Raw genomic sequence first — 15,780 nt, 5'->3', positions numbered from 1 at the left:
CGTGTCTAACTCCACCGAGGAATGTTCGTTCACGAGACGGTCTTGTCCCTGCTGGCGACGTGGCGCCAGCAGGGACGCAATCCATACGAAGAACTTCGTCGAGTCGTCAGCAATAATGAGGTTATGTCACGGGCTCACGCTGTGCCGGCTGTCGAGACCTCGGGGTAAACACGTACAGATAGAGAAAGAAGGACCGTTAAAATTGCTCTGATTGGGTACCACACTTCGTGATGAGCTGCTACCATTATGTCGATTCATATCTACATTTAGTCTATGAGTGGAGATGAGGACCCACTTCCACCATCGTTCACGTCAATGGAATTCCCCGCGGCAGATGGAAATGGTAGTGTTTTGAGCACCCACGATCCGGTTAGTGAAATCAAAGAACTTTATGATAATATCGAAGATCACGTTGACAAGTTAAGAGGAAACGAGCCACCAGAACAGTTGGAGACTGTAGTTGATGAGACGACAATCCCCCGGGATTTACGCCAAGATGTACTTTCCCTTTATGCCCTCTCAGTAGGGGTTATCGAGGCGTTCTCTGCGGATCTGTTGATTCGGGAGATTGTAGATACAAAACATCAGGATAGTAATCAGGTGAATAGATTTTTTGAAGAGGATTTATCGGCTTCAAGGAGCGTCAAGATGCTACTATACGCGGGGATAATCGATGAAGGATTACACGGGGAACTGCAGCGTGTAATCAACAAGAGAAATGATTATGTCCATCAACATAACGAAAGTCTCAGTATAGCAGATTATGATTCCTTCGTTGCCGACGCGAAACGGTGTGTTCGATCGACGAAGAAATTAGCCATCGAATTAGATGGCGAGGATTATCGAGACTGGTAGTTGCTTGTCCGTGGAGACTCCGCTAATTCACTCCTCTCTTATCATGGGAATCCAATTTCTTCCATAACGTCCATCTTTTTCATCGTCTCGTCTATCTGGTTACCCACGCTGATGACTTCTTGAGCAGTCTGTTCGTAATCTCGGGGGCCGAAATCTGATTCATATGGGTAAAGGAGACCAGAGACCGTTACTCCGTTCCATACTTCGGTTTCTGGATCCTCTGGACTCTGTTCCGTCAGGGTACTTATTCGGCAGTCGGTATGCGTAGCTAGTGCTCTAATATCTGTGACGACTCTCTGTGCCTCTTCCTCTCCAACGTCTTGTATTCGGTGAAGTGCAACCTCTTGATCGAGATTTTTATCAGAGATTTGGGTGTCATCAATTTCAAATCTTTCCATATGATTCTGGAGAATTTGGTTGTCTTGGTTGTATGCTTCGATGATCTTCTGACTCAACGAAAATTGATACATTAGAATAAAATACCGGTTGTTCGGTTGTGCATAGAAATCTAGTAATGTGCCGTCTCTTTCAATCAAAAAGTGCTTGCCCGAGTCGCTCTGTCGCTGTGAGTAAATGAAATCTTCTGCACTGAGAACGTACGACAAAACCTGACCAATACCGTCGTAATACTCGTCCGCTGCCATAATTATGGCACGCAGGTTGAGAACAAAATGTTTTCCCAGACAATCAGAACGGTGATGTGATCCAATTACCCCCTTCTCTTCGTTCTAGCTGCGGGCCAAAGATCTCCTGAAGCGAATAGAGGTTATCGTCATAGCGTAGATCGTAGGTTTTCCCTCGGCGGTGGAACGAGCCCTCAACAACAATCTGGATCGTCGGGCCTTGGTACTCCAGATCATCTGCTCGCTGATCCATCTCCCGAGCCAGTTCGTTGATGAATTCCTCGTCGTCAAGCATCTTCTCCAGCCCGACCACACTCACCTCGTCCGGGACATCGTCGTTCTTGAGACGCTGGAGAAACTCGTCGATCGGCATCTGGTGATCGAACGTCTCGTACTCCCCGGCGACGATGATGTTGTACCGACCGGGGATCTGTCCTGGGCCTGCCATTATTAGTAACTCGTAATGTCCCGATCACCAAGTACCCGGGTGTAGGTATCGTCACCAGTCACGTCGGCCAGTCGGCCAGCGAGTTCGCGCAGGTCGTCATCCACACCCCACTTGTCAACATAGTTCTGGACAGCCTGGCCCTTCTCGTAGCGGTACCGCAGGAACTGCAGTTTATCGAGGTTCGAGAGGTGCTCACCGCCGTCGCCGTTGACGCGTTCCTGGATGTAGGCCTGCCGTTTCTCGTTGTCCCACGTGCCGAGTTCGAAGCCATCGTCCTGGTTGTAGAGGCGCATCTCTTTCAGCTCCTCAGGTGTCGCGTTCGTGCCCCGGCAGAGTTTGTTCACGTCGTCGAAGGATGGGTTGTTGCTGTCAAGAAGATCGATGAACACGTCCTCAACGCCAATGTCGCTGGCCTCTTGGATGATGCCGTAGATCTCCTGGACGACTTCCTTCGCAGACATAATCTCGCCGTCGCGTTGGACCTTGCCGTGATGCTTGGAGTATTCGCGGAAACACGCGCCCATCTCCATTACGCCGATGTCGCCCCGTGAGAGGTCACGGTTCTCTTCGAGTTGCCTTCGGGTACGGCGAGCTGTGCGGTAAATTTCGCGGCGGAGCGAGTTCCATGATGCCGCTTCGCGTTCTTCTACTGGACGTGCCACGACGATAATATCGAAGGAGACAGTTTCACCTTTAACCAGCTTATTAATATCTGCTGTCACGGGATAAGTTGCGGTGACAACAAAGCCTTGATCACACAGCGACTGAAGGAGTTCGCCCCATGATTCAGAGTCACTGTGATGGTAAGTGAAGGCAAGGACCCCATCGTCTTTTAACGCATCTCGAATTGTAGTAAATGCCTCTGCAAGTTCTGCTTCAAACTCCTCTACACCCTTTGATTCTGCAGGATTTGCTACAATACTCTTAGCACGTGGTGTGTCGGGGGCCTTGAAAACCTCATATTCATTTACCAGTAGTAGACGCTGCCAAACATAAAAGAAATCAGAGAGCTCGGAATAAATAATATTATCGTAATAAGGGGGATCAGTGATTACTGCGTCAAACTCTCCTTCAAAATCGAGATCTCGCATATCGCCTAGATGAATCGTTGCATCTTCTCCAATCTCCTTTGCAAACTCAGCCGTTTCTTTAGACTCACCATCTGACACATATCTTTCAGTGGGCGCACCTGCATACTCAACACCACGTAGTGTCTTATCAAAGCTCGTCGAAAAGGTGCCACGGCCGTATTTAGTACCCCATACGTTATTCTCGACAAAGTCCATTTGGGCCCCAAAGCTGTTACTTCGGAATATTCCTTCTATCTTATTTGCCTGGAGATTATATATGGTGAAGGTGTTTTGGAACATCAGCGAATCAGAGAGGGTAAGTAAGAGGTATTCTCGGATATTCCCATCCTCAATACCATCAATTGCCTTCATTAGCTTCGCTAAGCAAAGTAACTGCCGAGAGTTATATAGATCATCCCACGTTTCATAACCGTGTTCAAACAGGTCAGGTCCATCCACAGAAGACTTGGCTGTTTTAGCACCTTCGCGGATTACTCCATCAGGAACATAATTCCGGAGATCCGGACTGCTCTCCCACTTTTGTTCGGCTTTACGGAATCGATCAATATCCACTTCCTCAACTCTCTTATACCCCTTAGTATGACTTCTCTCGTGCCCCTCTTCATCACAAATTGGACAGAAATATTCGAGGGCGTAGAGTCGGGTATCGAATCCGCCTTGCTCTTGAATTGCGTCTGTAATTGCGTACTTCTGTCCACAGTCAGGACAGTTGTATTTTCCACGTGACGCGTTCCCCTCTTTCGGAACGAAGCCGTGCCCGCAGTCGTTACAGATACTTTCTGACTGCCAATCCTCAACTAACGTCACCGCGCCACAATCAGGACAGAGAACGTTGTACTTGTCGTCGTTCTCGTAGCGTCCCTTAGCTACCCGATAGTCCTTGAACAGTGGAACCGTGTGACCACAGGAAACACAGTCTAACTCCTTCACCCAGAAGTTATACATCACGTCGGCGTCGTGGTTCCCGTTCGGACAAGGCGTCTTGTAGTACTGCGTGATCTCGTCAGCAACGTTCTCTCTGACCTGCTCGAAAGCTTCCTTCAGTTCCTCGACATTGGTCTGTCCGGCTTCAAGTTCTTTCTTCGTGACGAACCACGCCACTGGATTCAGATCGTTTCCAACGACCTCGGCACCGAACCGCGACGCCTCGACGAGAGACGTGCCGCCGCCCATAAACGGGTCCAGTATCTTCTTGTCTTCCACGCGAACGTCCTTAGGGTACAGATCCCAGAGGCTCTCAGGATCGCTCATATCAACGCGATCGATGAGCGATGCGATGTCCGTCTGTGTCTCATCGCCCCAATCAGCAAGCGTCTCGTTATCCTGTCCAGGCTCGAAGACCTCGACCTTCTCCGGATCGTCGAGAAGCGTGTAGAGTGAGATTGTCCGAAAGACACAGCCGAGTCTCCGTGCCCACCATTTATGCATCGTGTAGATCGGCCGGTAGTACATTTTCGCCCGACCTTCCTTCTCTGCAATTTCGTTTACACGCTCGATTGGGTATCCTCGTTCGATTGGTAGTTCCGTTCGCTTGCTCGTCTGCTGTGGATCCTGACTCATTTCTGGAAATTAATTTCGACTTTCAGGCTTGTCGCCTCGTCCGGCATTCGTTCGAACATATCCTGTACCTTCGTGTAGTCCTGCTCAGACCGTAGCGTCAAACTCACCTGCGTTCGCTCGACATCAGCAGTTCCCTGTAAGGCACTGGGAACACCCTCTCTGTCTGGTAACATAAAGGTGACATCACCGTACTCGACTGTGCCGGTTTGGTGTTCATCTCGCCACTTCTTCCGCATCGCTGCTGCATCGTCGCCGTTGTACTCAAAGCGCCACGTATCGGCTTCAGTGTCAGCCTTCCGGAACGGATAGCCCGGCACCCAATCCGACGCTTTGTCCGAACCGGTTGTGTTGACGACGTATTCGGGCTCTTCGTCCTTGCCGATGTTCTCCAGCAGGAACGTCCGGACCATATGCTCGGTGACGCTGCTGTCGAATCTATCCGTCACCTTGTTCACGGTGAACTGCTCTCCCGGTTCGAGACCCTCGATATACTCCAGTATCTTCTTGCCGATCCGATCTGGAACGGTCGGAACGATCTTGACTGTCGTGGGGTCACGGTCACCTAAGGACTCCAGGTATCGCCCACCCGCTTCGAGGACGTAGGCATCTACCAGGAAGTCGTTGACCGCCTCACGTGCGACAGTCTCGGTCTCATCCGGTGGCAAGAACACGCTCTCGTCGCTACGAATCTCTCCGATTATCGTATCGAGGTTCGCGTAGCCGTCCTCATCGATCGCCTCTTCGATCCGGTCGGAGAGGTATGACGCTCCGACTACGGTTGCGTTCCCGACATCACGGAGCGTCGCGTCAGACTGTGGTTTGTCAAGGATCTCGTTCCCCCGAACGATGACGTACTGCTCCTCGCGGTTGAGCCGACCGATGGCTCTCATAATGATGTCGTGACTGTCCCCATCGATCCAGATCTCGCCATCCTGTACGAGTTCCAGCTCGAAGTCGCCGATGTCGAGCGCTGTCGTTCCGCTTCCGAACCGCTGTCGGAGTTCCTGCTCGACATCGTCCACTCCCCACACATCAACGTCGTCCTGGTGGACGAGCACCGTATCGAGCGAGCTCCCGGATAAGTTGCTCCGGAAGCCACTCGAATCCCGCGCCAGGATGGGCTTGTCTTCTAGGGCATCGACAGTCGCGTTCAGTATATCGTTCGCACTACCGGGAATCGGTAGCTCGGGATCACGCAGGAACTGTTCGTAGATGTCCTCAATCGAGATCTCACCGCGGCGGTCCAGAAGATCCTCGACGATCGGCCAGACGTGCGTTTCGAGATCGAGTGGGTCAGCGGATGCGGAGTCAGCAATATTGGATGCGCTCAGTTCAGGACCGTCTGTGACGAAGACATCAAGATCCATCGGAGCGGCGAGGTCGAACTCATTGAGTAGGTCATCGCCATCGAGAGCCTCGCCGTAGAGAAGCTGGAGCTCTTCTCGCAACTCGCTTACTTCCTGCTCTTTCATTTCCTCGATTGACTCGCGGATTTCCTCGTCGAGAGACTCATCCGAGAGAACCTGTCGTGCCCCCTCGATGTAGCGAGCCTTGTCGATGTAGCGTGTTCCGGATTCGATTGATTTGTCCCCAGAGGGCTGAACGAACACGAGCGTGTTGCGCCATTCGCGCCCCCGGCCGTCGTTCGTGATGGCTTTTTTGACCTCTTCCGGCGTCCACTGACTATCTTTCACGACGACCTTGATCTCACGGGAGTCGGGGATGTCCCGAAGATCGTTTGTTCGGAACCCGACTGGATACGCATCTGAGCCGAAGATGTCGGTGATGAAATCCGCGATCTCGGCTTTGGCCGCTGTCTCGGATACGTCCGTGGCTGCATTCCGGATGAGAGCATTCGGGTTCTGTCGATCACGGATTGCGTACTTTCCGTTGAGTTTGTGAAGGTGCCAGGCGACCCCGTGTAGTCGTTCGAGGTCGAGCACGACATCAGCGACGAGATCTCCTGTCTGGTACGCCCCCATAACGATCTCCGACACGTCAGCGCCCTCTCCTTCGCTTGGCTTCAGTGAATACAGCAGAATCGTGTTCAGCACCCGTCGGCCGTGTGGTACGTCGTCTGTGTCTACGCGGCTCTTGATGTCGCCTGTGGCGGCGTTCAGGCGCTCGTAATTGATCTTCGCAAGTTCGTCCTCGAACTCGATGGCGTCAATGTCACCATGGGTGATCAGATCCGTCTGACCCTGCATTTCGAGAAGAACCTTCGAAAAGAGATAGATCATCCCGCGCGTGTTCTGATTTCCTTCGTCGGCGTAGTAACGCGTTTCGAGCGCATCAAGGAGCACAGGATGGAACGGATAGAGATCGTGCATATCCGCGAGAAGATCGTCTGGAAGCGTGACGTGGTCGGACTGGTCGTAGGCGTCGTAGTATCCGTTGACGATCTCGCGGGCGGCGTTCTCGTCGATGTCGTCGATCAGGCGGTGGCGAAGGACTTCGCGCTTGTCCACCTGGTTGTTCATATTGACCTCAACCGCCTGTTCCCGGTTCAGGATGTCATGAACCTCGGAGTCCTCGCGGAGCACGGAGACGATCGTGTAGAGGTCGAGATCTGAGAGCGCGGTCGATTCAAGCAAGGACTGCAGAAATGCCTTGTTCGAGCTCTTGCGGTCGCCCTGAAGGGTGTCGAACCAGTCTTCGAGTTCGTCGACGAAGAACGCGACAGTCTCGTCCCCGACGGCGTCCTGAATGGTCTGCATATCGGGGTAGCCGCCGGATTCGAACGTCCCCGGGTCGTAGTCCAAGGCTTCGAAGAACGGCTCCCAGAGGTACTCGTACTGCTCATTCTGCATTGCGACCGTGATCGGGATCGCAGACTCGGGGAGTGCTGACTCGAACCCATCCACCGAATCACTAGCCCAAGCAGTTGCAGCGGCGGGATCGTCAAAGCAGTGATAGAGGGCCACCATCTGGTGAGACTTCCCACTGCCGTACGGGCCGTAGAGGATGTGTGTGCCTCGTGGGTCGTCACCGGTGAGTGAGTCGCGGAGAATGGTAAGGGCTTCTCGGAGCCCTTGAGTCATCAGCGTTCTATCGAAGAAGAGCTCCGCATCCGACTCGAACTCTTCGTCGTTTTCGACGTTGTAGAGTTTTACTTGTCCGTCAATTTGGCCATCTTCTCGAAGCTCACGGCTCAGGGTAACCGTGTCGTCGAGAGTTGTAGGCAAGGGCTCAGTCTCGGCCATTCTTATGTACGTAACTACTGCTTGTGTCGGCACAATAAACGCTCGGGTGACAGTATCTGTCGGCTACTTAGGAATCGCATAACGTATTTGCCCCTCACCTGATTCTAACGTACTATGGCAGACTTCGACCTCGTTGAGACAGAGGTCACTCACGAATCTGCGGATGATCTTCTGGATTCAATAGATGAGGACTCTGCTGATGGTGATCACGTGCAGACCGTTCAAGCAATTCGTCTCCAGGCTGGCCAACCCGACTCCGAACTCAGATCGCTAAAAGAGTTGGATGAAGAGTCGGTCAAACTGCTTGAGCATCAGGTTGACGCTGCCTACCGGGCGCTTTTTGAGATGGACGGGAAAGCGTTACTTGCTGACGAGGTGGGCTTGGGCAAGACGATCGAGGTGGGGATGATCCTCAAGGAGATGCATTTCCGCGAGACGGATGATTCCGTTCTTATTCTCACCCCAGCCCAGCTCGCTAAGCAGTGGCAGGGGGAACTGTTGGAGAAATTTGGACTTGAGTACGTGTGCAACTACGACGACGAATTTCGCGGGTTCGACAAGCACGACCATATCATAGCGAGTATCGATACGGCGAAGAGCGATCGGCATCGAGCAACAGTGCTCAACCGAGATTGGGACGTTCTTGTTCTCGACGAAGCACACTACGTCAAAAATGAAGAGACAGATCGTTACGACCTAATTGACAACCTCTCATACCAGTACGGATTTTTCTTAACGGCAACGCCGATTCAAAACGAGCTGACTGACCTGTATAATGTTGTGTCCCTGCTCCGCCCGGGACTGTTCGGGACGCGTGATGTCTTCCACCACTATTTCGTCGACAGTAACCAGGAGACGCTCGTCAACCGGGACGAGTTACAGGAACGGCTGAATAGAGTGATGATCCGGAACCGTCGTGCAGATACGGATATTGATTTTACAGACAGAACCATCGATACTCGAACCTTCGATCCGTCTTCGGAAGAACGAGAACTCTACCAGGCAGTTTCAGATTACGTCAGAGGTGCGTATAGCGAGGATCAAGGCCAGAAGCTGGTTCTAATGCTGCTCCAGAAAGAGGTCGTCAGCAGTCCAGCTGCGCTGAAAGCGACTATTGAGAAACGGCTTGACGAGCAGTCCGAACTCACTCATACTGGAGAACTGGAGTCGATTCTCGACCTGATCGAGGGTATTGAGACCGTCACTAAGCAGGAGAAGCTACTTAGCATCGTTGAGGAAGCCCGTGACCACGTCGAGATGGGGAGAGTCATCGTCTTTACTCAGTTTAGAGCGACCCAGCGAGAGATCCTTGATCGCTTGACTGAGGAAGGATACACTGTTCACTCCTTCCATGGGGGGCATTCTAGCCAGGAAAAAGAACAGATCGTAGAGAACTTCGAAGAAGAAGGTGGCGTGTTAGTATCTACAGACGCTATGTCAGAAGGTAGAAACTTACAATTTTGTAATATAATGGTGAACTACGATCTGCCTTGGAATCCTATGCGCGTAGAACAGCGTATTGGTCGTATCCACCGAATCGGTCAAAAACGCGACGTGTACGTCTTCAATATGGCTCTGAAGGATACAGTCGAGGAGTATGTATTGGAACGACTGTACCACAAGATCGACCTGTTCCAGCAGTCTGTCGGTGAGTTGAGTTCTATCCTCACACGGCTAGAAGAATCCGGAACAACGTTTGAAGACGAAATCTTCGAGCGGTTGGTTACAGCCGACTCTGAACGTGATCTGGAGAACGACTTCGACGCGATGGCGGTCGACTTGCAGGAGCAGCGTGAACTTGCAAAGAAGCTAGAGGAGTTCAACAGCGGCGTCTTCGAAGGCTTCGACTTGGGGGCAAGTGATGACTGACGCCGCTATTCGAGTTACGCAATCAACGGTCGAACGATTCACAGAGCAATATCTGGGTTCCCTTGGATCCACGATAGAGAAACATGGAGACAGATGGGACGTGACCGTTCCAGAGAATGCAACCACAGAGATTCCATCTGGTCAACTCATCTTATTCTGTGACGATGCTGCCGCTGATTTGGGTGAAAATGAACGACACCTTCACCCAGAGAGCCCCTTCTTTCAGGAAATTATCGCTGAAGCGAGTGAGAAACAACCGGCAGGTAAGATTACCATCGGATCAGAGGATACTCAGATTGAAATCCCACCGTGGCTCCAAGAGAACAATATCAATGTGAACGACGCAACGTTCACGCCATACTACGATCGCTCCGCCATAGCTATCCTCTACCGAATCAGTATCGAGACGGTCAGCGAATACCAATCGGAGTTACTCCGCGTGACTGCAATTGACATTCGGTCAAAGGAGCGCCTTCCAAAGCTCGAAGAGACATTTCTGGGATCCACGCTACCTACTGAATCACAGATTGAGAGTCAACCCGTAGATGTTGACAAATCCACGGCGGATGACTTGATTGCACAAACTCGTGAACAAGTTGTTGAACGTGTTCAGCCAAAGATTGACGAGATTCATCAAGAGGCATCTAGAGCAGCGGAAGCTGAGATTGAAGAGTACAGACAGATGCAGCAGCAACGGATTGAGGAATTGGAAGAAAAGAAAACCCGACTCTCGAATCGAATCGAGGATCTAAGCGAGTCAATCCAACAGAGTGGCGATGAAGGCAACCGTATAGAAGCGCTCCAGAATCGGAAGGAACTCAAATCGGAATATGAGGATTTAGACTCGGATCTTGAGGAACTCCGCCATCGACGAGAGCAGGGCTATCCCGAGAAACAACAAGAAATCCGTGAAAGACACGCTTTGGAAGTTGTTGTAAGCCCACTCACCATAACACAAGTCGAATACGAGCGGGGTGAGATTGATCTTGAATTAGAGGAAGGAACGGTGAGCCGGTCATTAACACTTGGATATGGAGATGGAGTCGGAATCACTGAAGAACTGAATTGTGAGTTCTGCAATCAGACACTTGGAGAACACAACTCACTTCGGACCATCCAAGAAGGTCTGCAGTGCTCACAATGCTATTCAAGCTAATCCTGACAGTTAGCGGCGCTGGGGACTGAGGCGTGCGAATTACTTCAGGATATAATTGACTCTACTACTCTATGTTTGATTGAGTGATCTTTCGCACCATAATTTCAACAGAATTGTGGAAAACCGACAGATAGCTTCCAAGTTCTCAAGTAAAATCATCCCTGTCTCAGTTGGGATTTCTGGATTCATACCGGAGTCGTCACGACAACTTGCCTATCGGCCATCCCGGTCACGTCCTGCGATTTGGGTGTGAAACTTTTGAAAGTCCCAAGGTGTCTTAAAACAATACAAAATACCGCCTAGTGCGATGCAGCGAGTCATCAACCGGAAACTCTACGACACAGAGCAAGCAGAACAGATCGCTCGATACGAACCGTTCACCGATCGTGGCGATTTCAACTACCCGAATAGACGGCTGAAAATACGAATGTATGTTGCGAGGATGAGTTGTGTGACAATTAAGAACTCCTAAAACCAATCGCTAATGGTCCCAAACCCACACGACGACAACAGATCAATCGAGAATCAAACGCAAACCACGCCATCTGATCAAAGTGAGACAACCGATAACCCAACAGTCGTTGAAGCTCGTGCTCCCGGCGGGTTAGGTGGTTGTAGTGACTGCGGTCGAAAATCAGCGATATACCACCTAGAAAGCGGTGATGCGGTTTGTGGATACTGTTTCGGTGTTCGGCAGGGCTATATCCAACAAAGCGAGGAAATTGAGCGAGATCTGCGCCGAATGCCGATCAACGATGCGGAAATCCAGCAGTTGGACGGGTTACGGCTCGGCGATGAACAGTCAGTCGTGCGATGTCACGTGTGCGGCGATGTAATCCGAGCGGGAAGTCATTTGTTCGCGTTTGCATCGCGGTCAGCAGACGAAGAAATGTACGGTATTGAAAACGTGTGGTGCACACGTGACTGGGATACAGCCCCAGTTGAGTTTCATAAAGGTGAGCGGGAGTTAGTAGTGCTGGGACGACACGGCACGCGTTCGAACCCAGCGACGAACGAGCAGTGGCCTGTCTTACTCGGCCCAGAAGTCACCAGGTTCAGTCACGTAGCCGACGCGTTTGAAACACTGAGTGACGACCAATAATAAGCACGCGAAGAATTACTGGAAAATTCAGCTAACTACGTATTGGTATCAAGCCCTGATGCCGATTCAGCCGTAAATCGTCAGATTCACGGCCTACAACACCTTTATTCAATTCTATGGAAGGTGCTGAGGAAGCTTCTGGCTGAGGGGTTCTTCGCACCCAACCGGTAAGTACGCGTGCTTGTATTATTTTTTCTATGACACGGGTGCTCCATACAGCGGACATCCATCTTACTCCTGACGACCAGGAACGAATGGACGCACTGAGAGCGCTCCTTAACCTCGCTGAGCAAGAAGAGATTGACGTTGTCACAATCGGTGGGGATCTCTTCAATCAACCCGAAAATCTGGAGCTACTTCGACCCGACTTACGGAATGACCTTTTTTCGAATCGGCCATTCGAGATCATCCTCATTCCGGGGAACCACGATATTGAGGCGTACCGTGGTGATGTCTTCTTCGGCGATTCCTGTACCGTCATTACTGAGGAGCCGTTCGGACACTGGACTGCACCTGATGGCGATCTCCGGATTACCGGATTGCCGTACAGAGAACGCTCTGACGACGATCTCCTGCTGTCGCTCCAAGACAGAGAACCATTCGAGGGGACGGAAGTTCTGCTCCTACACTGCAGTCTGGATGCACCGTTCGATGACTACGAAACTGGTGATGAAGGAGCGCACCACTATTTCCCAGTCACGGAAGAATTGCTCACGGAGCTGGGATTCGATTACTATCTTGCCGGCCACTATCACAGTCCGCACCAAGTCTCTTTCTCGGATGGATCGGAGTTCACCTATCCAGGAACGCCTGCGTCGACACGCACCTCTGAAACTGGGCAGCGCCGTGTGAGCGTGGTCGATCCAGTCGATGGAATCAGTTTGGAACCGCTGGATACCTTCCACTACGTCTCACGCGAGTTTACGGCTACGCCGGGAGCTGAGCAGGAGTTGCTGGATGACGTTCGGGCGTGGGCTCAACAGCACGTTACTGATTCTTCGGAAGCCTCGATCCACGTTAACGGGTTTGTCGAGATGGACGAAGAGGAGTTTCACGAAGAACTCACGGCAGCAGCTTCGCCGGCGAACGTGACGAACGAGACGCGTAACGTCGAACACATTCTATCACACCCACTGTACAGGTCGTTCGAGGAAGAAGTAGAAGAGACGGACTGGGACGACGAAACAACCGCGAAGGTGACTGAACGAACACTCGAAGTATTCAGTCAGCTCACGGCTCAGGGGGAGATCTAGTATGCGTCTCACGACAGCAGAGATCGATCGGTACGGGCCACTCTACGACTGCCGGCCGCCCTGTCAAGACGGAATCTCGGTCATATCCGGACCGAACGAGGCCGGGAAAACGCTGTATCTCGAAGCTCTGCTTCAGCTGCTTGAACCCGACGTTGCAGACGTAATGAATCCGAAACCTCGCGTGAGTCAAACACCAACGGGGCGTGTCGTCGTCGAACACAACGGCGAGCAGTACGAATGCGATGGAAACACGTCGTTATGCGAGATTACCCAGATCGAACCGGCACATCTACAAAGCGTGTTCGTCGTTCAGGACAACGATCTCCAACTCCCCAGCGACCAGGAATACTACACATCGCTCATCGAGAAGTTAGGTGACATCCATACGACGGAGATCAACACGATCCAATCAGCACTGAAGGATCGTGGACGCCTCACCAACAGACGGCTCAACATCTCCAGCGACCAATCCTATCACAACGCTGGCGACGTACACGATGAGGCAGAGACGCTTGCAGAGGAAATCCGAGACTATACTGACGAGATCGAAGAGGAAGGACTGGACGAACTGGATGCACGACGACTACGCATCAAACGGGAACTTCGAGAAACACGCGAGCAACTTGACGAACAGCAGAGAGCGAAAACTGTAGCGGAATACGAACGCCTGTCGGAGCAACTCGATACGTATCGCTCAACCAGTGACCAACTCACCGAACTCGAAGCCTACGACCGGGACACACTTGAGGAGCTCCGCAAGCTGTCGAATGATTTGCAGCGCGATAGAGAAGACTTGCAGGAACTCGATGATAACGTTGAGGAGAAACAGGGAGAGGTCAATGAGACGGCGAAAGAGCTAGATGATCTCACCGACCAGCAGTCCGATCTTGAACGTCGTGAGTCAGCAGTTGATGAGGCACGGACTGCGTTGGAGACCTACCGAGAGCGACAGGGTGAAGCAACGGGTGCTGAACGACAGGTGGAATTAACGAGACCAGCAGCACTCGTCTCATTACTCGGTGCAGGCGGCGCAGGCGTCATCGGAGCAATCACAGGTACGCTATCAGCAATCGGGTTAGGTGTCCTACTCTTGCTCGTGTCGGCCATTAGCGGCGGCCTGTACCACCGGGCAAACCAGCGCCTTACTGAAGTCGAAACAACCCGTGAATCTGCGCTTCAATCGGCTCGGGACGCAGGGTTCGAGGTCGAGACTGTTGATGAGGTTGCGCCTGCGATCGAAGCGTTTGAGGGAGAGATTTCGCGGGTCCGTGAGCGTGCAGCCAAGAAGGAACAGGAGCATCAAAACGCCCAGGATACACTCGAAATGCTCCAGAAAGAGAAATCGGAGCTGGAGACTCAGATTGAGGATCAGGAAAACGAACTTGCGGAACGACTTGAGGAAGCCGATGTCGAGTCGATTGACGAGTATGAAGCACAGGTCAGTGTCCGTGAAGAGTTAGAACCGGAACGGCAGTCTGCCAGGCAGAGTCTGGTTGACCGCTTCGGGGATCCGGACCCTGACCACCCTGGGGACAAAGCAGCGGCCTGGGAGCGTGAGCTTGACGAGCTTGCCAGAGATGTCGATATAGACGCGGTTGACGCTGAAACGTACGATGGGGAGACGCTACAGCAACTCGAAGCCGAGGTAAAGCGTCTTGAGAAGAAACGTGATGAGTTGCAGGAACGCCTTGACGAACACGACGAGACGCTTGATGAATTTGACCGGCGGGCCCGGGATCTCAACACTCAACCGTTTATCGGTCGTGGGCTTGGCCTAGATACACGGTCAAAGGAAGGACTCGAAACGCTCGCCGACGATCTGGATTCTGTAGTCCAGCAACTCGAAGAAGATGCGGAACTGTCACGGAAAGCGCTGGAGATCTTCGGGCGGATCGAGTCGCAAGAAGAACAGAAGCTCTCGGAGTTATTCGATCCAGACGGTCCGGCATCCCGAACGTTCGAACAGCTAACTGGTGGTCGGTATACCCAGGTCGCATATGACACAGAGGCTCACGATCTCGTCGTGGAGCGTCAAGATGGACGTGAATTCGGACCTGAAGTGCTCAGTCAGGGAACGAAGGATCAGTTGTACTTCGCAACTCGGATGTCGCTGGCACAGCAACTCCTTGGGAGTACGCCTGGGTTCTTACTCCTCGATGATCCGTTCCTCGCGGCAGACCCCGACAGGCTCGACCAGGGCTTTCGAACTCTACAAGGACTGGCCGATGACGGATGGCAGATCCTCTATCTCACTGCAAAACAAGAGGTGAGCGAAACGATGGTGGAAGAATACGATCTCAACCACACGAAGATGGAGCCCTCATCGTTGAGTACGTGAAATACCAATTCTGACCATCTAAATCAGAACGGTCAAGACTCAAGTAAAGAACCGTATTCGTCCTCGTAGAAGGTATCGTCACCAAGGTAGACTTTCTTTGTGGTATCTCCATTCCAAGAGACATCAACGTCTAAGCGCTCAGCGGCAGCTACTAGCGCGCGTGCGATTTCTTTTGGTGTGACTCCACCGTCGCTACAAATCCCGTAGCCGACGGAGAGCCGATCAATCCCGTCTGTCTGTGCAACATAGTAGATATACGCACTGTCGCTAGTTGTCCACTCT

10 protein-coding genes and 1 pseudogene are annotated in these 15,780 nt (G+C 52.0%); 6 read left to right on the top strand and 5 right to left on the bottom strand.

All coding sequences use genetic code 11. From position 1 onward, the window contains the following. Positions 1-15 precede the first annotated feature (15 nt). Positions 16-168, top strand: a pseudogene (locus ACP96_RS18935) (IS66 family transposase); the annotation flags it as partial. A gap of 105 nt (positions 169-273) precedes the next feature. Next, positions 274-855, top strand: coding sequence for a hypothetical protein (locus ACP96_RS18930; RefSeq protein WP_154020513.1), 582 nt, complete (start codon positions 274-276; stop codon positions 853-855). A 41-nt stretch (positions 856-896) separates the two neighbouring features. Here the strand turns inward: ACP96_RS18930 and ACP96_RS15875 are convergent, their stop codons facing one another. From ACP96_RS15875 to ACP96_RS15860, 4 genes are read right to left on the bottom strand one after another with little or no spacing between them, the layout of a single operon-like run. Then, entirely contained in the window at positions 897-1,499 is a 603-nt protein-coding gene (locus ACP96_RS15875) for a hypothetical protein (RefSeq protein WP_050034074.1), read from the bottom strand. A 43-nt stretch (positions 1,500-1,542) separates the two neighbouring features. Next, a complete protein-coding gene (locus ACP96_RS15870; protein WP_050034073.1) occupies positions 1,543-1,926 on the bottom strand; it encodes a hypothetical protein in 384 nt (127 codons plus the stop codon). A 2-nt stretch (positions 1,927-1,928) separates the two neighbouring features. Further along, complete coding sequence (locus ACP96_RS15865) at positions 1,929-4,577, bottom strand: DUF1156 domain-containing protein (protein WP_050034072.1); 2,649 nt, start codon at positions 4,575-4,577, stop codon at positions 1,929-1,931. After that, a complete protein-coding gene (locus ACP96_RS15860; RefSeq protein ID WP_050034071.1) occupies positions 4,574-7,780 on the bottom strand; it encodes a DUF499 domain-containing protein in 3,207 nt (1,068 codons plus the stop codon). The genes ACP96_RS15865 and ACP96_RS15860 overlap by 4 nt, the downstream gene beginning before the upstream one ends. 114 nt (positions 7,781-7,894) lie before the next feature. Between ACP96_RS15860 and ACP96_RS15855 the strand changes: the two genes are divergently transcribed. The 4 genes from ACP96_RS15855 (at position 7,895) to ACP96_RS15845 (ending at position 15,498) form a co-directional block, all read left to right on the top strand. After that, positions 7,895-9,649, top strand: coding sequence for a DEAD/DEAH box helicase (locus ACP96_RS15855; protein ID WP_050034070.1), 1,755 nt, complete (start codon positions 7,895-7,897; stop codon positions 9,647-9,649). A gap of 100 nt (positions 9,650-9,749) precedes the next feature. Then, entirely contained in the window at positions 9,750-10,805 is a 1,056-nt protein-coding gene (locus tag ACP96_RS18275) for a hypothetical protein (RefSeq protein ID WP_237561698.1), read from the top strand. Between the two features lie 1,299 nt (positions 10,806-12,104). Continuing rightward, a complete protein-coding gene (locus ACP96_RS15850) occupies positions 12,105-13,160 on the top strand; it encodes a metallophosphoesterase family protein (RefSeq protein ID WP_050034069.1) in 1,056 nt (351 codons plus the stop codon). A gap of 1 nt (position 13,161) precedes the next feature. Continuing rightward, entirely contained in the window at positions 13,162-15,498 is a 2,337-nt protein-coding gene (locus ACP96_RS15845) for an ATP-binding protein (RefSeq protein WP_050034068.1), read from the top strand. 32 nt (positions 15,499-15,530) lie between these two features. Here ACP96_RS15845 and ACP96_RS19050 read toward each other — a convergent pair. Further along, the coding region (locus ACP96_RS19050) for a hypothetical protein (RefSeq protein WP_161785370.1) at positions 15,531-15,780 on the bottom strand (250 nt) is incomplete at its 5' end.

Origin of the sequence: Halorubrum halophilum (assembly GCF_000739595.1) — an archaeon.
GTDB classification, from domain to species: domain Archaea; phylum Halobacteriota; class Halobacteria; order Halobacteriales; family Haloferacaceae; genus Halorubrum; species Halorubrum halophilum.
The sequence above is the reverse complement of the archived record's forward strand: the minus strand, read 5'-3'. Positions and strand labels throughout refer to the sequence as shown.